This window comes from Pseudomonas sp. S2_A05 (genome assembly GCF_054668485.1).
On record NZ_CP162775.1, the window covers coordinates 3,340,640 to 3,366,715 of the forward strand.

General features: G+C 60.4%; 20 protein-coding genes. 12 read left to right on the plus strand and 8 right to left on the minus strand.

Going from position 1 to position 26,076, the window contains the following annotated elements; all coding sequences use genetic code 11:
- Positions 1-59: 59 nt before the first annotated feature.
- Positions 60-2,801 (minus strand): preprotein translocase subunit SecA, encoded by a 2,742-nt coding sequence (gene secA, locus AB4O12_RS15245; protein WP_038861039.1) that lies wholly within the window; start codon positions 2,799-2,801, stop codon positions 60-62.
- A gap of 308 nt (positions 2,802-3,109) precedes the next feature.
- Between secA and AB4O12_RS15250 the strand changes: the two genes are divergently transcribed.
- The gene (locus AB4O12_RS15250) at positions 3,110-3,565 is read left to right on the plus strand and encodes a DUF721 domain-containing protein (protein WP_110646619.1); all 456 of its coding nucleotides are present in this window, start codon (positions 3,110-3,112) and stop codon (positions 3,563-3,565) included.
- A gap of 90 nt (positions 3,566-3,655) precedes the next feature.
- Here AB4O12_RS15250 and AB4O12_RS15255 read toward each other — a convergent pair whose 3' ends face one another.
- Complete coding sequence (locus AB4O12_RS15255) at positions 3,656-5,143, minus strand: helicase HerA-like domain-containing protein (protein ID WP_041480025.1); 1,488 nt, start codon at positions 5,141-5,143, stop codon at positions 3,656-3,658.
- A 186-nt stretch (positions 5,144-5,329) separates the two neighbouring features.
- Here AB4O12_RS15255 and AB4O12_RS15260 point away from each other — a divergent pair, with 186 nt between their 5' ends.
- The 4 genes from AB4O12_RS15260 to AB4O12_RS15275 all read left to right on the plus strand — a co-directional run bounded on the left by AB4O12_RS15260 (position 5,330) and on the right by AB4O12_RS15275 (position 10,341).
- Positions 5,330-7,219, plus strand: coding sequence for a methyl-accepting chemotaxis protein (locus AB4O12_RS15260; RefSeq protein WP_071173370.1), 1,890 nt, complete (start codon positions 5,330-5,332; stop codon positions 7,217-7,219).
- Positions 7,220-7,491: 272 nt separating this feature from the next.
- Complete coding sequence (locus tag AB4O12_RS15265) at positions 7,492-8,583, plus strand: glycosyltransferase family 4 protein (protein WP_460062468.1); 1,092 nt, start codon at positions 7,492-7,494, stop codon at positions 8,581-8,583.
- Positions 8,576-9,346 carry a DUF2334 domain-containing protein gene (locus AB4O12_RS15270; protein ID WP_460058958.1) on the plus strand — a complete coding sequence of 257 codons (771 nt, stop codon included), beginning with the start codon at positions 8,576-8,578 and terminating at the stop codon, positions 9,344-9,346. The genes AB4O12_RS15265 and AB4O12_RS15270 overlap by 8 nt, the downstream gene beginning before the upstream one ends.
- The gene (locus tag AB4O12_RS15275) at positions 9,343-10,341 is read left to right on the plus strand and encodes a lysylphosphatidylglycerol synthase transmembrane domain-containing protein (protein WP_460058960.1); all 999 of its coding nucleotides are present in this window, start codon (positions 9,343-9,345) and stop codon (positions 10,339-10,341) included. Before AB4O12_RS15270 ends, AB4O12_RS15275 begins: the two co-directional genes overlap by 4 nt.
- On the opposite strand, the gene AB4O12_RS15280 is transcribed toward AB4O12_RS15275, so the two are convergent.
- Positions 10,325-10,501 carry a hypothetical protein gene (locus tag AB4O12_RS15280; protein ID WP_016773478.1) on the minus strand — a complete coding sequence of 59 codons (177 nt, stop codon included), beginning with the start codon at positions 10,499-10,501 and terminating at the stop codon, positions 10,325-10,327. The genes AB4O12_RS15275 and AB4O12_RS15280 overlap by 17 nt on opposite strands.
- A gap of 81 nt (positions 10,502-10,582) precedes the next feature.
- On the minus strand, positions 10,583-11,431 hold the full coding sequence (gene purU / locus AB4O12_RS15285; RefSeq protein WP_041479808.1) for a formyltetrahydrofolate deformylase: 849 nt from the start codon (positions 11,429-11,431) through the stop codon (positions 10,583-10,585).
- A 337-nt stretch (positions 11,432-11,768) separates the two neighbouring features.
- Between purU and mvaT the strand changes: the two genes are divergently transcribed.
- Positions 11,769-12,146, plus strand: a complete 378-nt coding sequence (gene mvaT / locus AB4O12_RS15290; protein WP_016773476.1) for a histone-like nucleoid-structuring protein MvaT — start codon at positions 11,769-11,771, stop codon at positions 12,144-12,146.
- A gap of 97 nt (positions 12,147-12,243) precedes the next feature.
- On the opposite strand, the gene sbcB is transcribed toward mvaT, so the two are convergent.
- Positions 12,244-13,674 (minus strand): exodeoxyribonuclease I, encoded by a 1,431-nt coding sequence (gene sbcB, locus AB4O12_RS15295; protein ID WP_252878783.1) that lies wholly within the window; start codon positions 13,672-13,674, stop codon positions 12,244-12,246.
- A gap of 267 nt (positions 13,675-13,941) precedes the next feature.
- Here sbcB and AB4O12_RS15300 point away from each other — a divergent pair, with 267 nt between their 5' ends.
- The 6 genes from AB4O12_RS15300 to AB4O12_RS15325 are packed head-to-tail and all read left to right on the plus strand — an operon-like array spanning position 13,942 to position 20,640.
- Positions 13,942-14,658: an RDD family protein gene (locus AB4O12_RS15300; protein ID WP_460058963.1), complete on the plus strand. Its 717-nt coding sequence runs from the start codon at positions 13,942-13,944 to the stop codon at positions 14,656-14,658.
- On the plus strand, positions 14,655-15,632 hold the full coding sequence (locus tag AB4O12_RS15305; protein WP_460058965.1) for a stage II sporulation protein M: 978 nt from the start codon (positions 14,655-14,657) through the stop codon (positions 15,630-15,632). The genes AB4O12_RS15300 and AB4O12_RS15305 overlap by 4 nt, the downstream gene beginning before the upstream one ends.
- The gene (locus AB4O12_RS15310) at positions 15,619-17,157 is read left to right on the plus strand and encodes a DUF4129 domain-containing protein (RefSeq protein WP_460058967.1); all 1,539 of its coding nucleotides are present in this window, start codon (positions 15,619-15,621) and stop codon (positions 17,155-17,157) included. The genes AB4O12_RS15305 and AB4O12_RS15310 overlap by 14 nt, the downstream gene beginning before the upstream one ends.
- On the plus strand, positions 17,154-18,317 hold the full coding sequence (locus AB4O12_RS15315) for a DUF4350 domain-containing protein (RefSeq protein WP_460058969.1): 1,164 nt from the start codon (positions 17,154-17,156) through the stop codon (positions 18,315-18,317). The genes AB4O12_RS15310 and AB4O12_RS15315 overlap by 4 nt, the downstream gene beginning before the upstream one ends.
- Positions 18,314-19,315, plus strand: coding sequence for an AAA family ATPase (locus tag AB4O12_RS15320; RefSeq protein ID WP_460058971.1), 1,002 nt, complete (start codon positions 18,314-18,316; stop codon positions 19,313-19,315). The genes AB4O12_RS15315 and AB4O12_RS15320 overlap by 4 nt, the downstream gene beginning before the upstream one ends.
- Positions 19,312-20,640 carry a DUF58 domain-containing protein gene (locus AB4O12_RS15325; protein WP_460058973.1) on the plus strand — a complete coding sequence of 443 codons (1,329 nt, stop codon included), beginning with the start codon at positions 19,312-19,314 and terminating at the stop codon, positions 20,638-20,640. Before AB4O12_RS15320 ends, AB4O12_RS15325 begins: the two co-directional genes overlap by 4 nt.
- 9 nt (positions 20,641-20,649) lie before the next feature.
- Here AB4O12_RS15325 and AB4O12_RS15330 read toward each other — a convergent pair whose 3' ends face one another.
- From AB4O12_RS15330 to AB4O12_RS15340, 3 genes are read right to left on the minus strand one after another with little or no spacing between them, the layout of a single operon-like run.
- Positions 20,650-21,900, minus strand: a complete 1,251-nt coding sequence (locus AB4O12_RS15330; protein WP_460058975.1) for a hypothetical protein — start codon at positions 21,898-21,900, stop codon at positions 20,650-20,652.
- Positions 21,901-21,947: 47 nt separating this feature from the next.
- The gene (locus AB4O12_RS15335) at positions 21,948-24,710 is read right to left on the minus strand and encodes a hypothetical protein (protein WP_460058977.1); all 2,763 of its coding nucleotides are present in this window, start codon (positions 24,708-24,710) and stop codon (positions 21,948-21,950) included.
- Positions 24,703-26,073: a Tc toxin subunit A-related protein gene (locus AB4O12_RS15340; protein ID WP_460062470.1), complete on the minus strand. Its 1,371-nt coding sequence runs from the start codon at positions 26,071-26,073 to the stop codon at positions 24,703-24,705. The genes AB4O12_RS15335 and AB4O12_RS15340 overlap by 8 nt, the downstream gene beginning before the upstream one ends.
- Positions 26,074-26,076: the final 3 nt, after the last annotated feature.

The window sequence follows — 26,076 nt, forward strand, 5'->3', positions numbered from 1 at the left end:
AAACGCCGCGACGGCAGGAGCCGGTCGCGGCGCGGGGTGTTCAGCGATTGAAACGGGTTTTACTGGATCTGCCCGTGGCAATGCTTGTATTTCTTGCCCGAACCGCAGTAGCACAGCTCGTTGCGGCCCAGCTTCTGCTCGTTGCGCACAGGGGCAGCGGCGGTGGCCAGTGCCACATCGACCTCTTCACCCAACGCTTCCGGCTGATCCAGCCCAGGCGCTTCGGCGTGTTCGAACTGCATGCGCGCCGCCAGTGCTTCGGCTTCCTGACGCAGGCGTTGCTCTTCGGCTTCCGGATCTTCGCGGCGGACCTGAACGTGCGAGAGCACGCGGATCGAGTCGCGCTTGATCGAATCGAGCAGCTCGGAGAATAGCGTGAACGACTCGCGCTTGTATTCCTGCTTCGGGTTCTTCTGCGCATAGCCACGCAGGTGAATGCCGTGACGCAGGTGATCCATGGTCGACAGGTGGTCTTTCCACAGGTCGTCGAGTACGCGCAGGACGATCTGCTTCTCGAACGAGCGCAGCGCCTCGGCACCGGCCTGATCTTCCTTCTCGTTGTACGCCGCCATCAGCTCGGTCATGAGCTTCTCGCGCAGGGTTTCTTCGTACAGGTGATCGTCTTCGTCGAGCCATTGCTGGATCGGCAGTTTCACGCCGAAATCGCTTTCGATCGACGCTTCCAGACCGGCCACGTCCCACTGCTCTGGCAGCGATTGCGGCGGAATGTGCGCGCTGACGGTGGCGTTGAGCACGTCCTGACGGAAGTCGGCGATGGTTTCACCGATGTTGTCAGCGGCCAGCAACGTGTTACGCATGTGATAGATCACTTTACGCTGTTCGTTGTTGACGTCGTCGAACTCGAGCAGTTGCTTACGGATGTCGAAGTTGCGGCCTTCAACCTTGCGCTGCGCCTTCTCGATCGCGTTGGTCACCATGCGGTGCTCGATCGCTTCGCCCGGCTGCATGCCCAGGGCTTTCATGAAGTTCTTCACCCGGTCGGAGGCGAAGATGCGCATCAGGCTGTCTTCCAGCGACAGGTAGAAGCGGCTCGAACCGGCATCGCCCTGACGACCGGCACGGCCACGCAGCTGGTTGTCGATACGGCGCGATTCGTGACGCTCGGAAGCAATTACCTGCAAGCCGCCGGACTCCAGCACTTGCTGGTGACGCTTCTGCCAGTCGGCCTTGATCTGGGCGATCTGCTCAGGGGTCGGGTTCTCCAGCGAAGCGACTTCCACTTCCCAGTTGCCGCCCAACAGGATGTCGGTACCACGACCGGCCATGTTGGTGGCGATGGTCAGCGCACCCGGACGACCGGCCTGAGCAATGATTTCAGCTTCTTTTTCGTGGAACTTGGCGTTGAGAACCTTGTGTTCGATGCCTTCTTTGACGAGCAATTCGGACATGTGCTCGGACGTCTCGATGGTCGCGGTACCCACCAGCACCGGACGACCGGCAGCCATGCTTTCCTTGATGTCCGCGACGATCGCCGCGTATTTCTCTTCGGCGGTGAGGAACACCAGGTCGTTGTAGTCTTTACGCGCCAACGGCTTGTTCGGCGGGATGACCATGACTTCCAGACCATAGATCTGGTGGAATTCGAACGCTTCGGTGTCGGCGGTACCGGTCATGCCCGACAGCTTGGTGTACAGACGGAAGTAGTTCTGGAAGGTGGTCGAGGCCAGGGTCTGGCTCTCGGCCTGAATGTTCAGACCTTCCTTGGCTTCGATAGCCTGGTGCAAGCCTTCGGACAGACGACGACCCGGCATGGTCCGACCGGTGTGTTCGTCGACCAGTACGACCTGACCGTCCTGGACGATGTATTCGATGTTGCGGTTGAACAGCTTGTGCGCACGCAGACCGGCGTAGACATGAGTCAGCAGGCCAAGGTTGTGCGCCGAGTACAGGCTCTCGCCTTCGGCCAGCAGGCCGACGCGGGTGAGCATTTCTTCGATGAACTGGTGACCGGCTTCGTTGAGTTCGACCTGACGGGTCTTTTCGTCAACGGTGTAGTGACCGGCCTTGGTGACCTGGCCTTCAACTTCCTCGACGTGCAGTTCCAGCTGCGGGATCAGTTTGTTGATCTCCATGTACAGCTTGGAGCTGTCTTCGGCCTGACCGGAAATGATCAGCGGAGTACGCGCTTCGTCGATGAGGATGGAGTCGACTTCGTCGATCACGGCAAAGTTGAGTTCGCGCTGGAATTTTTCATCCATGCTGAACGCCATGTTGTCGCGCAGGTAGTCGAAACCGAATTCGTTGTTGGTGCCGTAGGTGATGTCGGCGGCGTAGGCGGCGCGCTTCTCTTCCGGCGGCTGGAACGGCGTCACGACGCCGACGGTCAGGCCGAGGAATTCATACAGCGGGCGCATCCAGTTGGCGTCACGGCGGGCCAGGTAATCGTTCACGGTCACAACGTGCACGCCCTTGCCGGACAGTGCGTTGAGGTAAACACCCAGGGTGGCCACGAGGGTCTTGCCCTCACCGGTGCGCATTTCGGCGATCTTGCCTTCGTGCAAGGTCATGCCGCCGACGAGTTGCACGTCGAAGTGGCGCATGCCCATCACACGCTTGCCGGCCTCGCGGGCGACGGCGAAGGCTTCCGGCAACAGCTTGTCGAGGGTTTCCCCTTTGGCGATACGGGCCTTGAACTCGGCGGTCTTGGCGCGCAATTGATCGTCCGAAAGGGCCACCATTTGCTCTTCGAAGGCATTGACGAGCTGCACCGTCTTGAGCATGCGTTTGACTTCACGCTCGTTCTTGCTTCCAAAAAGTTTCTTTAACAAAGGCGCAAACATATCGGCAGGATCTTCCACACTAAAGGGATGGAGGGCGGCCCCGTGAGTCGCCCGTGCAGCCCTCATGGCCGCATGCGAACGAGCATTCTACCCGGAAACGGTGGTGAGGAAAGTGGCGATGTTCCACGATGCTGGCACTGCGCTTTGACGGGGCTCACTTAAAATAGGGGCGTTTTGCTCAACTTCAACCCGTCGGGGGAAAGAAGTCAGGCGTTGATTTAATGAGCAAATCAGGGACAAAAGCAATGGCCCAGAGGTTCCGCAGCTTTCTGCTACCATGGCGCCTCTGTTCCTTCAGGTGTTCGATCATGGCGTTTCGCCCTCTCACGGCCAGAGCACCCGCCGTTCTGTTACGCGAAGCCAAACCGCTGAAAGCCATCCTCGGCCATGCCCAGCGTCTGGAGCATTTGCAGCGCCTGCTCGAAAGTCAGCTGCAACCGGCTGCCCGCGAGCATTGCCGGGTGGCCAAGTGGCGCGAAGGCGAGCTGTCGCTGGTGGTCACTGACGGCCATTGGGCAACGCGCCTGCGCTATCAGCAGAAACGTCTGCAACGACAACTGCAGTTGTTCGAAGAGTTCGCCAACCTGACGCGGATCAAATTCAGCGTGCGCCCGCCGATCATCCAGCACCGGGCGGTTGGGCACACGATGGATCTGTCGAGCAGTGCGGCGGAGACGATTCAGTCGACGGCCGACGGGATCAGCGATCCGGGATTGCGCGCGGCGCTGGAGCGTTTGGCGGCGCATGCCAAAGGTAAAGCCTGAAGCAAAAGCAAAAGATCGCAGCCTGCGGCAACTCCTACAGAATGAATGCATTTCAACTGTAGGAGCTGCCGCAGGCTGCGATCTTTGCTTTTAGCGGCGCTTGCTGCCTCCGAGCAGAGACCCCATCAACCCGCGCACCAACTGCTTGCCAAGGTTATTGGCCGCCTGGCGCATCGCTGATTTCAGCGCCTGGCCTGCCGCCGTGCCGAGGAATTCGCCAGCGCGGTCAGCCAGGCTCGGCTCTTCGGCCGCAGCTTTGCCCGCTGGTGTTTCAGCCTCGGGCGCCAGCCCTTTGCGTCCCATCAAGATTTCATAGGCCGACTCGCGATCGATCGGCTTGTCATAACGGCCCTTAAACGGTGAGCCGGCGATCAGCACGGTGCGCTCGGTTTCGGTCAGCGGGCCGATCCGCGACTGCGGCGGTGCCACCAACACACGCTGGACCATTTCCGGCGTGCCCTTCTCGGTCAGCGTGCCGACCAGCGCCTCACCAATACCTAACTCAGTCAGCACCGACAGACTGTCGAACGCCGGATTCGGCCGAAAGCCATCCGCGACCGCACGCAGGGATTTCTGCTCTTTGGCGGTGAACGCACGCAGGCCGTGTTGAATGCGCAAGCCCAACTGCGCCAGCACGTCATCCGGCAGATCCGCCGGCGACTGGGTGACGAAATACACGCCAACACCCTTGGAACGAATCAAACGCACCACTTGCTCAAGCCGCTCCTGCAAGGCCTTGGGCGTGTCGCCGAAGAGCAAGTGCGCCTCATCGAAGAACAGCGCCAGCAGCGGCTTGTCAGCATCGCCGCGCTCGGGTAGTTGCTCGAACAACTCGGCCAGCAGCCACAGCAGGAACGTTGCGTAAACCTTCGGCGCCTCGTGCACCAGACGGCTGGCGTCGAGCAGATGGATGCGTCCCCGGCCATCGGCGCCCGGTTGCAGGATGTCTTCAAGTTGCAGCGCCGGCTCGCCGAACAGGGCTTCGGCGCCCTGCTGTTCCAGCGTCGCCAAGCGGCGCAGCAGCGCCTGGCTGGAACCGGTGGTCATCAGCGCCGCGTCTTCGCCGAGCAACTGCGGGTTGTCCTTGAGGTGATTGAGCAGCGCTTTCAGATCCTTGAGATCCAGCAGCAACAACCCTTCGCGATCCGCCACTTTGAAGGCCGCGTACAGCGCCGACTGCTGACTGTCGGTCAGCTCGAGCAGGCTGCCGATCAGTAGCGGACCCATTTCGCTCAGCGTGGTGCGCAGCGGATGTCCGGATTCACCGTGGATGTCCCACAGCGTGACGGGATAAGCCTGCGGCGTGTGACCGAGCCAGGGCATGCCGGCGATGCGCTCGGCCACTTTGCCCTGCGGGTTGCCAGCGGCGCCGAGCCCGCAGAGGTCGCCCTTGATGTCGGCGGCGAACACCGCCACACCGGCATCGCTGAATGCTTCGGCCAGGCGCTGCAAGGTCACGGTTTTACCGGTGCCGGTGGCGCCAGCGATCAGCCCGTGGCGGTTGGCCAGGCGCATGGCCTGAGCGATGGGTTGCGCGGCCGGATCAGCGCCGATAACGAGTTGCGAAGAGTCAGGCATTTTCTCACCCAATGGTTAATCTTTGATGACACATGGCCGATACATAAATTGGATAGACCCATCAGAAAACCGGGTCGGACATTTCCCTAAGGAGAGCCGGAAATATCAATTTTTCAACCTTGCCCATAGTGCGCGTCTCTATAAAAGCACGCCCAGGACATTAAGACCTTAGCGGAACCCCAAGCCATGAACAAAAACCTGCGCTTCAGCCATAAGATTTTGCTTGCCGCCGCTCTCATCGTCATTGCCGCTTTCGCCTCGTTCACGTTGTACAACGACTGGCTGCAACGCAATGCGATCCGCGATGATCTGAACAACTACCTCAATGAAATGGGCGAGGTCACCGCCGGCAACATCCAGACCTGGCTCAGCGGGCGCATCCTGCTGATCGAGAACGCCGCGCAGAACATCGCCATCAACCCGGAACCTGCCACGGTCGCCAGCCTGCTGGAACAGAAAAGCCTGACCTCGACGTTCATGGCCACCTATCTGGGCGATGCCACTGGCCACTTCACCATCCGCCCGGACGTGAAGATGCCGGACGGTTTCGATCCGCGCGTACGCCCTTGGTATAAAGGTGCCGAAAGCAGCAGCACCTCGACCCTGACCGAACCCTACATCGATGCGGCCACCGGCCAGTTGATCATTTCCATCGCCACCGCGTCGAAAAAGGCCGGGCAGAGCGTTGGCGTGGTCGGTGGTGACCTGAGCCTGCAATCGCTGGTCGACACCCTCGCCGCACGGGATTTCGACGGCATGGGCTACGTATTCCTGGTCAGCGCTGACGGCAAGATCCTCGTCCACCCGGACAAGGCCTTGGTGATGAAGTCACTGAAAGAAGCCTACCCGCAGGACACGCCGCGCATCAGCAGCGATTTCAGCGAAGTGAGCGTCGACGGCAAAACCCGCATCGTCACCTTCGCCCCGATCAAGGGCCTGCCGTCGGTGAACTGGTACATCGGCCTGTCGATCGACAAGGATCAGGCCTACTCGATGCTCAGCGAATTCCGTACCTCAGCGGTAATCGCAACCATTATTGCCGTGGCAATCATCATCGCCCTGCTCGGCATGCTGATCCGCCTGCTGATCCAGCCGCTGCACGTGATGACCCGCGCCATGGAAGACATCGCCGACGGCGAGGGCGACCTGACCAAACGCCTGAACATCGTCAATAACGATGAATTCGGCATCCTCGGCACCGCGTTCAACCGTTTCGTCGAACGTATTCACGGTTCGATCCGCGAAGTGTCCTCGGCCACCGGCCAGGTCAACGAGGTCGCGCTGCGCGTGGTCGCAGCGTCAAACTCGTCGATGTACAACTCTGACCAGCAAGCTTCGCGCACCAGCAGTGTTGCCGCCGCGATCAATCAGCTCGGCGCCGCCGCCCAGGAAATCGCCCGCAACGCCGCCCAAGCGTCGAATCAGGCCAGCGACGCCCGGGGTCTGGCCGAGGATGGCCAGCAAGTGGTGGAGCGCAGCATCAAGGCGATGAACCAGCTGTCGAGCATGCTCAGCGCGTCCAGCACCAACATCGAGTCGCTGAACAGCAAGACCGTCAACATCGGCCAGATTCTCGAAGTGATCACCAGTATTTCCCAGCAGACCAACCTGTTGGCGCTGAACGCGGCGATCGAAGCGGCGCGCGCCGGTGAGGCCGGTCGTGGTTTCGCCGTGGTGGCGGACGAAGTGCGCAACCTGGCGCACCGCACGCAGGAATCGGCACAGCAGGTGCAGACCATGATCGAGGAGCTGCAAGTCGGCGCCCGGGAATCGGTGAGCACCATGAGCGACAGTCAGCGCCACAGCCAGGACAGCGTCGAGATCGCCAACCTTGCCGGCGAACGCCTGAACAGCGTGACCCTGCGCATTGGCGAGATCGACGGGATGAACCAGTCGGTGGCGACGGCGACCGAGGAGCAGACTGCGGTGGTTGAGTCGATCAACGTCGATATCACCGAGATCAACACGCTGAACCAGGAGGGTGTAGAGAACCTGCAAGCGACCTTGCGCGCGTGCTCGGATCTGGAGCAGCAGGCTTCGCGTCTCAAGCAACTGGTGGGCAGCTTCAGGATTTAAGATCAAAAGCCTACCCCCTCACCCCAACCCTCTCCCCCAAGGGGGCGAGGGGAAAGGGAGCCGATCTTCAAGCTTTTCAATGCGAGCGTTCGGCTCGATATCGCAGGACATCGCAACAATCCCAAACACTCCGATCAGTCCCCTCTCCCCTCCGGGAGAGGGCTAGGGTGAGGGGCGCGCAATCCCGACCGAACATCTATTCTGGATAAAGGTCAATCAAGGGAGAACGACACAGCGGAGGGTTGCTCACCGTGCATATCGCCGACATCACCATGTTCTACGCCCCGGCCAGCGGAGGCGTGCGGACTTATCTGGATGCCAAACACCGTCGCCTTGGCGAGCGCAACGCCATTCGCCACAGCCTGCTGATCCCCGGCGCGAGACTGGGTGAACATGACGGCATTTTCACGGTTCCGGCGCCCGCCCTGCCCTTCGGCAAAGGTTATCGCTTCCCCCTGCGCCTGGCGCCTTGGCGAAACGTCCTGCAGGAATTGCAGCCGGATCTGATCGAAGTCGGCGATCCCTACCTCACCGCATGGGCAGCGCTGGATGCGCGGCGGCAGCTGGATGTGCCGGTGATCGGCTTTTATCACTCGGATCTGCCGCTGCTGGCGGGCAATCGCATGGGCCATTGGGTCACGCCGAATGTCGAGGCTTACGTGACTCGTCTGTACGGCAATTTCGATCGTGTCCTCGCGCCGAGCCAGGTCATGGCCGACAAGCTCATCGGGCTCGGGGTGCGCAATGTTCATGTGCAACCGCTGGGCGTGGATCTGCACACTTTCCATCCCGACGCCCGCGATCCTGGCCTGCGGGCTGAGCTGGGCATTGCCGAAGACACGCGCCTGCTGATCTTTGCCGGGCGCGGTTCCAAGGAGAAAAACCTGCCGGTGCTGCTCAAGTGCATGCAACGCCTCGGTCCGCGTTATCACTTGTTGTTGGTCGGCTCGTCGATGCCTGCGGCGGTGCCGGACAACGTCAGCGTTATCGACGAATTCTGCCCGGCGCCGAAAGTCGCGCGGCTGATGGCCAGCGCCGATGCGCTGCTGCATGCCGGCGACCAGGAAACCTTCGGCCTGGTCATCCTTGAGGCCATGGCCTGCGGCATTCCCGTGGTGGCGGTGGCGGCCGGGGCGTTTGAAGAGATCGTCAACGATTCCTGCGGCCTGCTCTGTGCACCGAATAATCCGCAGGCCATGGCCAATGCCGTGCGTGAGCTGTTCAGTCGCGGCTGCGATCGACTCGGTCAACAGGCGCGTCAGCACGTCGAACGGCATTACGCCTGGGACACCGTGGTCGACAGTCTGCTCAGCCACTATCACGCGGTGCTCGGCCATACGCTGCCACGGGTGGCCAATGGTTGAAGAAATGAAAGCTGTTTGCCTGGTGTTGCATGATGTGGCGCCCTCGACGTGGGCGGATTACCAGCCCTTCGTCGAGACTGTCGATGCCTTGGGTGATGTGCCGATGACGTGGCTGGTGGTACCGGATTTCCATCGCCACGATGCCCTTGATGCCAACCCTGCGTTTCGCCAAGTGCTCGATGCCGGGGTCGCCCGAGGCGATGAACTGGCACTGCACGGCTACTACCACGACGATCAGGAACCCATGCCAAACACCCCGCGCGACTGGTTCATGCGCCGGGTCTACACCCACGAAGGCGAGTTCTATCGCCTGTCCCGCGAAGCAGCCCTTGCCCGCCTACACGCAGGTCTGGACATGTTTCAGCGCTACGACTGGCCGGTGCAGGGTTTCGTCGCCCCGGCCTGGCTGATGAGCGACGGCACCCGCCAGGCCTTGCGCGAATTGCCGCTCAGCTACACCAGCGATCCACAGCATCTTTATCGCTTGCCCGATTTCAGCGCCATCGATGCACCGGGGCTGGTGTGGAGTGCGCGCAGCGCCTGGCGGCGCGGCGTGTCGAAAATCCTCAGCGACCAGCGTGAACAGCGCTGGCGCGAGGCATCGGTGATTCGTCTGGGGCTGCATCCGGTGGACATGCGTCACCGTTTTTCTCGCGATTACTGGTTGCACACGCTGCAACGCCTGCTTGCCGAGGGGCGCGTGCCGCTGACCAAAATCGACTGGCTGGCCCGACAGCGCGGACAACTGGAACGCGCAGCATGAAGCGCAGCCTGTTGTTGCTGATCGGCCTGCTCGCGGCGGTGCTGATTCCGGTGCTGCTCGGCGGCGGCGAAACCTGGGCGCGCCTGCGCAGTTTTCCACTGAACTGGCTGTTGATCATGTTCGGCATGATTCTGCTGTGCTGGGGCATCAATACGTTGCGCCTGCGTTTGTTGCTCGGCGACCAGCGTGAAAAGGTCGCGCCATTGAAAAGCCTCGGCGTGGTGATGGCCGCCGAGTTCGCGTACTGCGCCACGCCCGGCGGCAGCGGCGGGCCGCTGACGATCATGGCTCTGCTCGCCCGTTGCGGCGTGCGTCCGGCGCGAGGCAGCGCAGTGTTTGCCATGGATCAGCTCAGCGATCTGCTGTTCTTTCTCTGCGCCCTCAGCGGGATTCTGATCTATGCGCTATTCCAGCACCTGAGCGATCGCCTCGAGTGGCTGCTGACCGTCAGCGCCGTTTCGCTGTTTGGGGGTTTGTTGAGTTGCGTGTTGATCGCGCGTTATCACCGAGCGTTGATTCGCCTGAGCGGGCGGCTGTTGGCGGGGATGAACATCACGACAAGTACTCGCCGTCGCTGGGCGCGCAAGTTGCTGCACTTTCTCGCGGCATTTACCGATACCTTGAAACTGCCCTGGCAGACGCTGGTTCAGGTGTTCGCCCTGACCTGCGTGCACTGGCTGCTGCGCTACAGCGTGCTGTATCTGGCCCTGCGCGGGCTCGGCGCGGATTTGCAGTGGGCGTGGAGCTTTCTGGTGCAGATGCTCTCGCTTGGCGCCGGCCAGTTCAGTCTGTTACCCGGCGGTGCCGGTGCGGCAGAGCTGACCTCGGCTGCGCTGCTCGCGCCGATGGTGGGCAAATCCACCGCAGCGGCGGCGATCCTGATCTGGCGCGTGGTGACGTATTACTTCTATCTGCTGGTTGGCGGCCCGGTGTTCGTGTTGATGCTGGGCAAGCCGTTGCTGAAGAAGTTGATGAACGTCAGGCAGGCTTCTTAGGTTCGTCCTGCTCTTGCTGGAGCTGCTCCCAAAGTTCGGCGGCACCGGGGAATTCGGTGCCGTCGTCCGGGCTCATGTCATCCGGGTCGTAACGACTCAGGCAACCCTCGCCGAGCGTGGCGGGCGCTTTGGAAGTGGCTTTGTCCAGTGGATCGCTCATGACTTTTCCTCGGGCTCAAATGACAAGGGCCTGAGCGATTCAACGCCCAGGCCCTTGGTTTTTCAAGCGTGTCGTGCTCGATCAGAACACGACTGTCTTGTTGCCGTGCACCAGCACGCGGTCTTCCAAGTGATAACGCAGACCACGGGCCAGCACCATCTTCTCGACGTCACGGCCGAAGCGCACCATGTCTTCGATGCTGTCGCTGTGGCTGACACGCACCACGTCCTGCTCGATGATCGGGCCGGCGTCCAGCTCTTCAGTGACATAGTGGCAGGTTGCGCCGATCAGCTTGACGCCGCGCAGGGACGCCTGGTGATACGGCTTGGCGCCGACGAACGATGGCAGGAAGCTATGGTGAATGTTGATGACTTTGTGCGCGTACTCGCGGCACATGTCCGGCGGCAGGATCTGCATGTAGCGCGCCAGCACCACCACTTCCGCGTCGTGCTGTTTGACCAGCCGCGATACTTCGTCGAATGCTGGTTGCTTGTCCTGCGGATTGACCGGCACGTGGTAGTAAGGGATGCCGTGCCACTCGACCATGCTGCGCAGGTCGTCATGGTTGGAGATCACGCAGGCGATTTCGCAATCCAGTTCGTCGCTGTGCCAGCGGTGCAGGAGGTCGGCCAGGCAGTGGGATTCGCGGCTGGCCATCAGCACCACGCGTTTTTTCTGCTCGGTGTCGGTGATGCGCCAGTCCATCGAGAACTCTTCGGCGATCGGCGCGAACTTCTCGCGCAATTCTTCAATACCGAACGGCAGGGAATCGGCACGGATTTCGTGACGCATGAAGAACCAGCCCACTTGATTGTCAGAGTGGTGGCTCGCTTCGGTGATCCAGCCATTATGAGATGCCAGAAAATTACTGACTTTGGCAACGATGCCAACGCGGTCCGGGCAAGAGATCACCAGCCGAAAAGTGCGCATGAGGGGGAAACTCCAGAACTTCACAAAGGCCGCCATTCTAGCGACTGCGCAGGAAAACTGCAGTACGCATACGCGCCGGGTGGGACAAAGCATGGTCAAACGGCTTTCTGGCGCAGGTCTTACGTCAAGACAGTGACGCTTTAGCGGGGCTTTTGTCAGACAACTGTAAATATCTGTGCTGACTGCATCACATTATTTAACGGAACATTCAAAGCGCGGCTAATTCCTGTAACTCATTTAAATAAAAAGCCGATCTAAATGTTTACTTGATGAAACAGCCTGACTATTATTGCGGCACTGTCCCCTGTCATTCAGCATTCTACAAAAGGTAGTACTCATGTCCTTGATCAACGAATATCGCGCCACCGAAGAAGCCATCAAAGAGCTGCAAGCCCGTCTGAAGAACCTGTCCGAAGACGACAAACTGCAAGCCGAACTGGAATTCGAAGGCAAACTGCGCACGCTGATGGGTGAATACTCCAAGTCCCTGCGTGACATCATCGCGCTGCTGGATCCGGAAGCCAAATCCAAGGCTCCACGCGGCGGCGCAGTGAAAACTACCGGCACCAAGCGTGCACGCAAAGTTAAGCAATACAAAAACCCGCACAACGGTGAAGTCATCGAAACCAAAGGTGGCAACCACAAGACTCTGAAAGAGTGGAAAGCCAAGTGGGGCGGCGACGTGGTTGAAGGCTGGGCTACCCTGCTGGGCTAAGCCGCAACACCTTCGCAGAGCGATCCGCGAACAAAAGAACGCCAGCTAGCGCTGGCGTTTTTTTATGCCCGCAGATTAATTACGGGTATGTTCGATTTCACAGATTCAAACGTTTGCGTAATGCCTGTACATAATTCTGCCAGTCATTGAGTACCTCTCGCTGCATTGGCGTCGCACTAAGCGACCATTGCTCTGCCGCCTCGATAAATGACTGCACGGTATTCGGCGCACCTGCCTCTGGTTGCGTCAGGCGTTGCTGACAAAATAATTTCCAGCGCTCTTGCTCGGCCACATCCAGGGTGTCCGGAAAGTTGCGTGCTCGATATCGAAAAAGTAATTCAGGCAAACGTTCATCATCGAAAGGCCACTGCTCTTGCGCCAACTGCGCAGGATCCGCCGTTCGAACTTGTTCGCATAAACGACGATCACGATCACCGATAAATCCATCGTACAACTGCTGCTCGGGATCTTCGCTGGGAGTGAAATCTTCGCTGGCATAAATCGCCGCGACTTTATCTTTCCAGACTTGTTGTGCGTCAGTTAGTCGCACTGCCCGCTCATGATAAAGCGCCATGTCCAGCCCAAGGCGCTGCTGGTCTTGTGCGCGCAATACCGCCAGCGGCGCTACAACCGGGCAGCGATTGATATGAATCAGCTTGAGCGGTACCGGTAACTCACCTTCGGCCAACTCATCGCGACGGGTATAAAGACGCTGACGCAGGGCTTGCGCATCAAGGTCCAGCAACCCCTGCGGATCAAGATGCAGATCACAGACGATCAAGGCGTTGCGATTCTTCGGGTGCCAGGCCAGCGGCAACACCACGCCGACATAACTGCGTGCCGCCGAGAAACGCCCGGATACATGCACCAGTGGCTGCAACAGGCGGATCTGATCCATCACCTTCTGTTTGCTACGCAACTGGAACAGCCACTCGTAGAGCTTGGGTTGTTTCTCGCGAATCAGCCGCGCCAACGCGATGGTGGCGCGCACATCCGACAGCGCCTCGTGGGCATGGCCGTGATCGATATTGTTAGCCGCTGTGAGGCGTTCGAGCTTGAGGGTCACGCGGCCTTCATCATCGGTCGGCCAGACCAGACCATCGGGGCGCAATGCGTAAGCGGCGCGCACCACATCGATCAGATCCCAGCGACTGTTGCCGCCCTGCCATTCACGGGCATAGGGGTCGAAGAAATTGCGATACAGGCTGTAGCGGGTCATTTCGTCGTCGAAACGCAAGGTGTTGTAACCGGCGCCACAGGTCCCCGGAGCGGCCAGTTGCGCATGCACGCGGGTCATGAAATCGGCTTCGCTCAAGCCTTTTTCAGCGAGCTGGCCCGGGGTGATGCCGGTGATCGCGCACGCCGCCGGGTGCGGCAGGATGTCCTCGCTGGGCTGGCAATAGAGATTGACCGGCTCGTCGATTTCGTTGAGCGCGTGGTCAGTGCGAATCCCGGCCACCTGCAGCGGACGGTCGTTGCGCGGATTGATGCCAGTGGTTTCGTAGTCGTACCAGAAGATTGAAGTCACGGGCGAATCCTGAACAGAAGATCGGCGAAGTCTAGGCGTTTCAGGGTTGCCACGGCCAGCCTGGTCGCCCTCGAACAGCAATTTCTCCAGATTCCTACAACTGGAATGCATTGCCCTTGTGGGAGCGAGCCTGCTCGCGAAGGCTTTCCGTCAGGTGCACATAGGCTGACTGATCCACCACATTCGCGAGCAGGCTCGCTCCCACACCCGAGAGGCTGCTAGCATCAGGCGCACTTGCATCCCGAACAGGCGAACATCAGGTAGCCCATGCTCGAGCCCACAGCACCGCGAAGGAAAGCACCGCTGGATACCCGGCATCAGGTCGAAACGCCGGAAGGCATCGACCTGCCACTGCGCCCCGCCGGGTTGATGGTGCGCGCCGTGGCGTTTGCCATCGATCTAGGCATTCGCGGCTTGATCCTCGGCGTGCTGTTTATCGCGCTGGCATTTCTCGGCAAGCTCGGCATGGGCCTCGGTTCCTTGCTGCTGTTTGCCATCAGCTGGTGGTACATGGTGCTGTTCGAGGTGCTGCGTCAGGGCCGTTCGCCGGGTAAGCAATGGCTGGGTTTGCGCGTGGTGCACGATGACGGCACGCCGATCGGCTGGTCGGCCTCGCTATTGCGCAACCTGCTGCGCTTTGTCGATCTACTGCCCTTCGGCTATTTCCTCGGTGCGCTCAGTTGCCTGCAACACCCGACCTTCAAACGCCTCGGCGACATTGCCGCCGGCACCTTGGTGGTTTACAGCGAACGCCCGCTGAGCCGTCCGCAACTGCCTGACGCTGAACCTCGCCGCAGCCCCGTTCCGCTGACCTTGAGCGAACAACGCGCGGTACTCGGTTTCGCCGAGCGTCAGGCCGAGCTCTCTCCCGCACGGATCAACGAGCTGGCGGCATTGCTGGCGCAGCCGCTGCACATCTCTGCGCCCAAAGCCGTGTCTGAACTCAACGGCATCGCGCGCGGCCTGTTGGGGCCGAGCGCATGAAGCAGAGCCTGTTCGAAAGTCGCCACAAGGCCGAATGGGAGCGCTTCGCCGTGGCGCTCGAACGCCTAGAACAAGGCAAGGAGACAGCGCAAGTCAGCGATTTCCCCAAGGCCTATCGACGTCTCTGCCAACATCTGGCTCTGGCCCAGGCGCGCGGCTACAGCAGTTTTCTGATCGATTCATTGCAACAACAAGTGCTGCGCGGCCATCAACAGCTCTATCGGCATCGCAGTCGGCTCGGGGCGCAAATCATCAGCTTTATCCTCGCCGACTTCCCGCGACTGGTGCGCGAACAGTGGCGTTTTGTTGCGGCCGCCAGCCTGTTGTTCTTCGGCAGCCTGATCGGTTTCGGCGTGCTGGTTTATCTGAACCCGGAACTGATCTACAACCTGATCCCGGCCGAGCAGGTGCGCGAGATGCAAGGCATGTACGACCCCGTTGCCGGCCACCTCGGCCGCTCAGCGGAACGTGCGGCCAGCGAAGACTGGGTAATGTTCGGCTATTACGTGATGCACAACACGGGCATCGCCTTTCAGACGTTCGCCAGCGGTTTGCTGATGGGCGTGGGCAGCGGTTTTTTCCTGCTTTACAACGGCATGATCATCGGCGCGGTGGCCGGGCATCTCAGCGAGATCGGTTTCGGCCAGACCTTCTGGTCGTTCGTGATCGGCCACGGTGCGTTCGAACTGAGCGCCATCGCCCTCGCCGGAGCGGCGGGCCTGAAGCTGGGCTGGGCGCTGATCGCCCCCGGACGTCTGACATGGGGCGAGGCGCTGCGCCTGGCCGCGCGCAAAAGCGTGTTGCTGGTGTGTGGGGCCATGCTGTTCCTGTTGATCGCAGCCTTTATCGAGGCTTATTGGTCGTCGAAAACCAGCGTAACGCCGCTGACCAAATACGCCGTCGGCGCCGCGCTGTGGCTGGCCGTCGCGGTGTATCTGCTGTTTGCCGGAAGGATTCGTCATGCGCCTGAGTGACGCCAGCGTAGTGATCCGCCCGCGCACGACCTGGGAAGCCATGGACCTGGGTGTGTTGATGAGCCAGCAGCATCGGCGGTTGTTGATGACCAGTTGGGCGATCGTCACCCTGCCGCTGTTCGCCCTGCTCAGCCTGTTGCTGTGGGATTCGCCATCGCTGGCGGTGTTCATTTTCTGGTGGCTGAAACCGGCCTACGAACGCCTGCCGCTGTACATCCTCTCCAAAGCGCTGTTCGGTGAAACGCCAACCCTCAGACAAGCCTTGCGCGAGTGGCCGCGCCTGCTCAAGCCGCAACTGCTGGCCAGTCTGACCTGGCGCCGGCTGAGCCTGAGTCGCAGCTTTGTGCTGCCAGTGACCCAACTCGAAGGGCTCGACGGCGAGGCCAGACAACAACGTCTGCAGGTGCTGCTGCAACGCAACGGTGGCGCCGCGCAATGGCTGACGATTATCGGCGTGCATCTGGAAACCGCACTGTGGATCGGCTTGATGCTGCTGTTCTACATGCTCTTGCCGCAGCAGATCGAAACCGACTGGGACTGGCAGTCGCTGCTGCTCGCCGCCGATCAGGACTGGCGCTGGCTGGAGCACCTGACCAACGTTTTTTATGCGCTGATCCTGGTGGCCTGGGGACCGGTGTATGTCGCCTGCGGCTTCAGCCTGTACCTGAACCGTCGCACGCAACTGGAAGCCTGGGACATCGAGCTGGTTTTCCGCCGTTTGCGCCAGCGTTTGAACAGCAGCGTGCTCGGTGTGTTGCTGGCGGCGTGTCTGCTGCTGCCGAACCTGCAACCGGTATGGGCCAGCGATACGCCGGATGCTCCACGGTTGCTCAATCAGCCGCTGACCAGTCAGGCATCGCGCGACAGCATCCAGTCGCTGCTCGAACAACCGCCGTTCAAGAACAAGGAAAGCGTCACCCGCTATCGCTTCGGAGACGACCCGGCAAGCCCGGCCAAGGACGCGCAACCGGGTGAGGCTCCGCAGTGGCTGAAAACCCTTCTCGGTTGGCTCGACGGTCGACACCTTGATGCCTTGGCGAACGTGATTGAAGTGCTGTTGTGGGGCGCGCTGATTGCCGCGCTGGGCTGGCTGGTCTGGCGTTATCGCGAATTTCTCCGGGCCTTCGTCAGTCGTCGCCCGAACCTGCCAGCGCGCAGCAAACCACCGGCGCCGCCACACGTCTTCGGGCTGGATCTGAACCGTGAAACCCTTCCCGATGACATCGCCGCCAGTGCCGAACAATTGTGGCTGAGCGAACCTCGCGCCGCGCTGGGCCTGCTCTATCGCGGCCTGCTCAGTCATCTGCTGCATGATTTCGACCTGACGCTCAAAGCCGCCGACACCGAGAGCCAGATCCTCACCCGCATCGAGCAATTGCAACGCCCGGACCTGCTCGCCTACAGCCGCAACCTCACTGTTCACTGGCAGAACATGGCCTACGGGCACCGACTTCCAGCCGCGCACCTGCAAGCAGAGCTGTGTAACGGCTGGCGTGAATTGTTCAGCAAAGGATCCGGGCATTGAACCGGCGCATCGGCGGGTCGTTGGCTGCGCTGGCGCTTTTGCTGCTTGGCGGCTTGAGTCTGTTCCTCTACCTCAAAGCCCGTCCTTATCAGGAAGTCATCGATCACGGCCCCTCGCCTGCTGCGCAAGCCAATCCCTATCTGGCGGCAGAAATGTTCCTGCGCGAGCGCGGCCTCGCGGTCAGCCACGCCGAGACCTTGACGGTGCTGCCGCAGATTGATCCGCACAGCCACACCTTGTTGCTGTTCGGCGAGCGCGCACGGATGACGCCGCGTGAAGTCGATCAGGTGCTGAACTGGACTCGCGCCGGAGGACGTCTGGTGTTCGTCGCCGAATCGTTGTGGGATGCGCAAACCGGGCAAAGTAATGATCTGCTGCTCGATAAGGTGCAACTGCACCAATCGCTGAGCAAGGACTTGAAAGATCCTCCCGAGGACGGGGAAAAGGACCGCTTCCCGAAACTGACCAAACTGTATCTGGAAGATGAAGACGCGCCGGCCTACGCCGGTTTCGACACCGACTTCCACCTCGACGACCCGAACAATGTCGCGCAAGCCTGGGCCAACAGCGCCAAAGCCACGCACATGATGCAACGGGTGTACGGCCTCGGCACGATCACCGTGGTCACCGATGCCGAGCTGTGGAAAACCCCGGCTATCGGCAAATACGACAACGCCTGGCTGCTCTGGTATCTAAGCGCCGACACCGACGTCACGCTGGTTTACAACACTGCACACGATGGTCTGTGGACGTTGCTCTGGCGCTACTTCCCGCAGGCCATCGTCGCCCTGCTCGCCTTGATCGGCCTGTGGTTGTGGCAGGCCGGCGTGCGTCACGGCCCGGTGCAAATGCCGGCGCCAGCGGGTCGCCGCCAACTGCTGGAGCATCTGCGTGCCAGTGCCGATTTCCTCCTGCGCCACAACGGCCAGCAGGCGCTGCTGCAAGCCTTGCAACAAGACATCCTGCGCCGCGCGCGCCGCCGCCATCCCGGTTTCGATCAATTGAATGTCGCCGAACAATGGCTGGCGCTATCGCGCCTGACCCGGCAACCCACCCGCGCCATCAGCCAGGCCCTGAGCCCACGACCGAAGCAGCGTTTGTCCAGCGCCGAATTCAGCCGTCAGGTCGCTCATCTGCAAACCTTGAGGAACGCGTTATGACTGAACAGATCGAGCCCGGCAGCGCGACGCACGCCGCCCAGCAGCGCCAGCGTGCCAGCCAGTTGGCGCAGGCAGTGCGCAACGAATTGAACAAGGCGCTGATTGGCCAGGATGCGGTGGTCGACGCTGTCCTGACCGCGCTGATTGCCGGCGGCCACGTGCTGCTTGAAGGCGTGCCCGGCCTGGGCAAAACCTTGCTGGTGCGAGCACTGGCGCGATGCTTTGGCGGCGAGTTCGCGCGCATCCAGTTCACCCCTGATCTGATGCCCAGCGACGTCACCGGTCACGCCGTGTATGACCTGCAGACCGAGCAGTTCAAGCTGCGCAAAGGCCCGCTGTTCACCAACCTGCTGCTGGCCGACGAGATCAACCGCGCCCCGGCGAAAACCCAGGCGGCGTTGCTCGAAGCCATGCAGGAGCGCCAGGTGACACTCGAAGGTCGCGCCCTGCCCATCGCGCAACCGTTCATGGTGCTGGCGACGCAGAATTCGATCGAACAGGAAGGCACCTATCCACTGCCGGAAGCCGAGCTTGACCGCTTCATGCTCAAGGTGCGCATGGATTACCCCGACGCCGATCAGGAGCTGAACATGGTCCGTCAGGTCTGTCGTTCGACCCGCGCCGACATGCTCGATGTGCAACCGCTGCGCACGGTGTTGCAAGCCAAGGATGTTCAAGCCTTGCAGCGCATCGCCAGTGACTTGCCGCTGGACGATCAGGTCCTCGATTACGCCGTGCGCCTGGCGCGCAGCACGCGCACCTGGCCGGGGCTGACCCTCGGCGCCGGGCCACGCGCCTCGATTGCATTGGTTCGCTGTGCCCGTGCCCGGGCGTTGTTGCGCGGCGGCGAGTTTGTAATCCCGGATGACATCAAAGGCTGCGCGCTGGCGGTGTTGCGTCATCGCGTGCGCATCGCGCCGGAGCTGGATATCGAAGGCCTGCAGGTCGATCAGGTGCTCACGCAATTGCTCGATCAAGTGCCGGCGCCGCGCCTGTGAAACCGTCTCGGCTGCTGCTGATCTGGCTGGCCCTGCTGGTGGTTATCAGTATCGTGCTCGGCGCGTTGCAGGCGTTGCAGATCGACCTCCCGTCCAGCCTGATTTCGATCAACTGGGGTTTGCTCCTGGCGCTGCTGGCCTTGGCGGTGATCGACGCTGTGCGCCTCAGACGCCTGCCCTCGCCGCGCATCAAGCGACAGATGCCCGGCAGCCTGGCATTGGGGCGCTGGGCGGAGGTGAAGCTGGAGGTGGCCCATGAATTTGCCGAGCCACTGGCCATTGGACTCTTCGACCACGTTCCCGACGGCCTGGCGTTTGAACATCTGCCGATGCTTGTCGAGCTTCAACCCGGCCATGTCAGCCAGATCAGCTACCGTCTGCGTCCTCTCGAACGCGGGCATTTCAGCTTCGAACAGTGCGAAGTCAACCTGCCCAGCCCTTTGGGATTATGGTCCGGCAAACGCCTGCTCAGCGTCCGCGACGAGACCCGCGTCTTCCCGGACTTCGCCCGGCTTTACGGCGGCGAGTTGCGCGCCGTCGACAACTGGCTCAGCCAGCTCGGCGTGCGCCAGCGACAACGTCGCGGTCAGGGTCAGGAATTCCATCAGTTGCGCGAATTTCGCGAGGGCGACAGCCTGCGCCAGATCGACTGGAAAGCCACCGCCCGCCAGCGCACACCGATTGCCCGCGAGTACGAAGACGAAAGAGATCAGCAGATCATTTTCATGCTCGACTGCGGCCGGCAGATGCGCAGCCAGGACGGTGAGCTGTCGCACTTCGATCACGCGCTCAATGCCTGCCTGTTACTCAGTTATGTGGCGTTGCGCCAAGGGGATGCGGTGGGCATGAGTACCTTTGCCGGTGATAAGCCGCGCCATGTCGCGCCGGTCAAAGGCAGCGGCCAACTGAATGTCTTGCTCAACGCTGTTTATGACCTTGGGAGCACTCAGCGCTCCGCCGATTATCAGGCTGCCGCCAACCAGCTATTGGCCCGCCAAAAGCGCCGGGCGCTGGTAGTGCTGGTAACCAATTTGCGCGATGAAGACGAGCAACTGCTGGCCGCAGTCAAACGCCTGAGCGCACAACATCGGGTGCTGGTGGCGAGCCTGCGTGAACAGGCGTTGGATACATTGCGCCAGACCACGGTGCAAACGTTGCCCGAGGCACTCGCCTACTGCGGCACCATCGATTTTCTCAATGCCCGCTCGCAACTCCATGAGCGGCTGACTGCTCATGGCGTTGCAGTGATGGATGTTCGGCCCGCCGAGCTGGGGGCCGGACTGGTGACAAGTTACATGAGCTGGAAAAAGACCGCTGCGATCTGACAGATTCGATCAGTTGGTGACTGCAACATACACAGCGCCGCTGTCCGAAGTGCCGTCGCTGTTTTCTACTTTGACGACCAGCGAAATCTGCTCCGTAAGGTTCATCGGCCGCCAGTGAGCCTGGTATCGCCCTCTGTGATCGGTAAACGAATCAGTGAACGGTGCTCCATTAGTGGAAACAAGGATTTTCCGTCTGGGCATGGGCTCTCGCCCCTCCTTGGCCACAATCAGCGCGGTCATGGAGACGTAGGTCTGCAAGGGAACCGGATTAGGCGACGCAACAACGGATTCCACCGCTGCTGGACACTCAGTGACGGTCAACCAGAGCGTTTTTACCACCCAGCCAGCCAAACCACCCTTTACCGACGCCCGCAATGCAGCCTCGCCTGCTCCTCCCAAGACAATGCGCGCCGTTGCCTTGCCTTCGGCATCCGTCAGGGTTGTCGGCAGCGAGGTGCGGTCGTACTCCCACATCACTTCGACATTGGCCAAGGGTTGCGCGGTACTGGCTGAAACGACCAGGACTTGCGCGGTCATCACCTGCCCCGGATACCCGCTCGGATCAGCGCTGATCAGTTCCTTGATCTCCCGGGGCTCGTGCAGAACAAACGGTAAAGAAATCGACTCCGAATACAGCGCATCGCCCACCGTGGCGGTCAGTTGCGCCGCACCCGGTGTTGTCGGCACAAACCGTATCCGAGCTTCACCGTAGAAGTTGGTAGTGGTGGTCACCTCACCAAGGTCCGGACTGCACCAGACAACCTTCATCCCCACCATCGGTCTGCCACTGATGCCCGACACAATGGTGATCTGCTCAGATACAGCCTCGCCCCAAAACAGCGTCTGACTGCTGCGCGAACGATCCGCAATTTTTACCACCTGCGCGCCTTGCCCCAGCGACATTGCAATAACCGGAGAAAGCCCGGCCAACCGCTCCGAGGAAAAGCGCAGGCCGAAACGCCCGTCCTTGAGGTCGCCCGCGTTGAACCGATAGGTCATTCCGGCGCTCGAGAAAAGCCCGGGGTCACCCAGACGTGGCTCCTCGAAGCGCATGCCCAATTCCGTCGGCCCGGTGCCGGTCATGCCCAGCGTCAGGTGATGGTCAAACAACGCGCTGCCCGCCGGGGCACTCACGCGCAATTGGTGCTGCCCCTTGCGCCGAGGGAACTCAGCGCTTTGACCCAGTGGCTGAAACGGTTGGGAGTCGAAACTGTATTCAAATCCGGCCCAGGGATCCCCTTCCAGCGCTAGAACCTTCATGGTTCGGCGCTCTTCAAAACGGTCATAAGGGCTGATAACCGCCGCTGTCACCACATGTTCACCTGCGGTGGATGGCGCAAAGGAAAACCACTCCAGCCATCGGCAGCCGTCCTGTGCTCTTCGGTGCTGCCGTCGCCTGTCCATTGAACAGGCACTTGATCCAGAGCGAGGTCGGGACCATAAGGGGAGCGTACCTTCAGCCACATCCACGCAGGATCCTGCCCAATGACCGGATCCACCGCAGATGCACGGGCGTCTTCGATAGTGATTTTATTGTGGCCCAAGGTCATCGTATTGATGTCGCTGAAACCATGGGTATCGATAACGAACCGAAGTGCGAAGACACCGGGTTTGGTACTTTTTGAACAGTCCAGCGTCCAGATAAACCCGCTGTCATCCACAAAATTTTCGCTTCCGCGGGGTGGACTCAATTCGATTCCGAGCTCTGCCGCCGGGCTTCCATTCCATACCAGATCCATGGCAATACCCACTAAAGGGCTTAGCGCATTGGTGCGGAAGATATAGCGATGTACAGCGCCGATACACGGAAAGAGTGGCTGGCCCCTGAGATCGGTCATCTGATCCAGGACCACGGTCATTTCTTCATGGAGGTCAGGTGATAACAGTCGGCAAGAAAAATCCTTGTTCGTGAGAGTGTCGGTGCGCAAACTCACCTCGAAAATACTGCTGGTACTTTCGATACGATCAGAGCTGAACAACCAACTCAAATCTTCCCCTTCGCGCAATATTCTTGGTACGTCAAGGTCGCTCACCGCCAGACCGTTCTCTGGATTTTCGTTCCGCCATCCGAGCGTAATTGCCTCGCCAATCAACGGGCTGCCCGCTAATGCCCGGACCGTCAGGATATGCCTCTGGCCGCGCTTGCATGCGATTCCGTCATGGGCAATCGGAACGGCATCAAACGTGATGCTGACCTTGTCCTTCCATTCGTCTCGTGCAAACGCCGTGACCGAAAATGAGTGTTCATCTGCCGGCCCGCCTTCGTAGGCACTCACACTGGCGGTAATCGTCTCGTTGCTCAAAGCCGTCAACGGTCGGTAATACAGGCTGGCCCAGCCCCCACTGCCGGTACGAGACTCGACAATGCCCTCAGGGGTTTGCCAGTCGACGATCGCATCAATCACTGGCTCACCGGCACCTTTGTCAGTGACATGCACCACCTGCACCCGCATCAACGTCTTTTCGGAGTCCTCGACAACCGGTGAAATATTCGGGCCGCGCGTGTCAGCGATCCTGACCTTGTTGCGCGCCAGCGACATGGGTTTACGCGGCGATGGCAGTAACAGCTTCGAGCAGACCAATGACAGTTCGAAGCGACCGTCCAGCCAGTCCTCGCAGGCCAGCGTCCAGAGACTATCGTCCCCATCGAAAGCGACCGGTTGCTGGAGTGGCGGGTTGACCGTGACCTTCAGCTCTTCATGCCCGACGCCGCTCCAGTGCAGCGATAGATCAGTCGCCAGCAAAGGGCTGTCGGCGGGCAAGCGCACAATGAAGGGGTAATCAGTGCCGCGATTGGGATAACCGGTCGCGCTCCACTGGGTTACCTGCCCTTCGACAACGCAACGCAAGTCCATCCAGGGATCGGTCGCCAGCACCGTGACCGAAAACTCGAGAGTCACCTCGCCACTTGGGTAATAAGGACTGTCGACCGAAGCTGTGAGAATGAAATCGCCTGCTTGCTCAGGAACGAAATCGAAGTAGACCAAGCCTTGTTCATCGGTAGTGCCGGTGCCCAGCACACCTTGCCCGGCAGTCGTCCACCTGACTTCCCGGCCATCAATCGCCTGGCCGGTGTAGTACGAGAGAACCTGCACACCCAAACGGACGCTTTGGGCACAATCCAGGACAGGGTAATAAGCCGCGCTCTGTACTTCGCGAAGCGCTAATCGATGATGCCCCAACGATACGTCAATCGTGTAAGGCTCGGCGTTGTACTGGTTCACCAGACTTATCGTGAAGTCATGAGCCTTTTCCTCCCCCATATCCGGGCAATCGAGCGACCACTGCGACAATAGCGGTTGATAGGCGCCCCAGTCGGGGGTCGCCTTGACTGACTCCATCGGGTTGCCGTGAATGATCAATGCGATATTCGTATCCAGCCAGGCGCTGCCGTCTGCCGGAATAAAAGACAGGCCGTGGGGAATGAACAGAGAGTCGTCCGGGTCATCGCCAAGGGAAGCGCCCAGGCAAAGGTATAACGTCTGGCCTGGTGGCAGATCTTCGCTATCCAGTCGCACCGTCTGCAGTTGCAGCGGTTCAAGCTTCAGTTGCAGGTCGATTCGAGTGATGCAGATTGCCGAACGATTGTCGCCCGTGTTGTCAGGGACACCGCTGACCTCGAAGCTCAATGCGTCATCGCTCACGAATTCCAATTGATCCAGCGACCGTTGATACGCGCGCGGCTTGAATTCAAGCGGCTGTCCCGCCAGCCGTCGGGCGTTTTCGAGCTCCGGATTCCGACCTTCTGGCGCCGTGAGCTCGATGCTCATCAACACTTCACCGCGCTTGCGGATGTGCAACCAGCCCGATTCGCCCGACCATGAAACGCCGGGCCGCAGTTCACATAAAAACGTCAGTTCGTAACCGGCTTGTGCACCGGGGGTTTTGGGAGCTTTGACTTCCTGTGTGGCCGAAGCCCCGACACCGACCTCCATGAAATTGACTAACTCGCCATCATAAAACTCGCTCGCCAGGCCAACCCTACCGCTGGTACGCCACTCTTTGAGCCGATCATTGAAGTCACCATTGAGCAGCAGGCTTTCATTTTTTTGCACGACGGGCTCATTCATGATCGCTGGCTCCGTTGCGTTGGCGCGCCAGGTAGGTGTTTTCAGCCTCGGTCACCAGGTCTGTGACCTTTTGGACGTACGTCGGCTCGCCGGCCTTGATGGAGTACCGCACGCGAAGAATGATATTGGTCAAGGATTTGAGCATTGCAGCTTGCGGCTGATTAAGGGGGCGAGGAAAACTCAGCCGCCAATGGGAAACGGCACCCGTGTATTCAAACGGGTTGAGCAATCCTTCGTCGGGTTTCTGGTGGGTCTGGCCATTATCGCCAAGCCCGACCGACAAAACGATCTGCTGACCGCTGCGCAGGTTGAACAGCAGATCGCCAGGTGCGATTGCGGTGGGCTTATGCAAATACTGCACAGACTGTGTGGTCGGTCGGGTCGCGGTCACGCTACTGATCTGCAGCAACGTTGCCCGCACATCCTCGTAGGGACCGGCCAGCACAGGCAGATCGACTTCCACCGAACTGATCTGCCGGCAGAAATGGCCAGGATGATCACGGTCGAACAACAACTGGGTCAGTCTGAACTCCAACACACCTGTTGCCATCAATTGCGCGTGTGCATCTGCCCAGCTGGTTATGCCCTCTTGAGGCTCGATTCTGTCGTCGAACAACTGCCGCAAGGAAATGGTTTTGATCAGTTCCGGCCGCCGCTCGTAGCTTTGCAAGCGCCTGCGCTCCTGGTCCAGCAGGTACATATGCAGTTGTTCACCCGAGCCCAGACCATAACGGTGATCGAGCCAGGCCTGAGGCAAAGGGACGGGGGCATCATAATCCCCGGTTTCGGCAGCCAGTGAAGCCTGAGCACTAAGGCACAGGCTGACGACCGCGTCGTACGCCTGATAGTGCAGAGCCTTGAGCTGGCCAAGCATCCAGCCGAACAGCTCGGCATTGCTCGCGCGTTTTTTAAGGAAGTTGTACATGGTCAACGCTTGGCTGTTAGCCCTGAGCGTCTGTTCAAGGCTGGACCTCGCCGCGCTGACCGCATGGCTTTGCGCTTCGATCTGCGCATCGATTGCGCCCACCTCCGCCAGCGCCTGATCGCGTTGCAGCGCCCACTCACTGCGGCGACGGCGATAACCTTCAGTGGTGGCCTGTCGGTCGGCGTCGATTTGCAGCAATGACGAAGAAACCTCCAGGCCGAAAGCCACCGCATCGAAAGTGCGTTCGGGTTTGAAGCCACCGTTGGAAGTACCATAGATTTTTGGCAACGCCGCGATGACGCCCCCTGCCACCCTGACAACTTTGGCCTGCAGTGCTGATGTCTTCGACTGCTGCAGACTGGCCATGACCTGATACTCGATCGGCGAAACGTTTTCGCTGTAACGCATTGCATAGGCGTCGGCCCGGTCCTGCGCCATTGC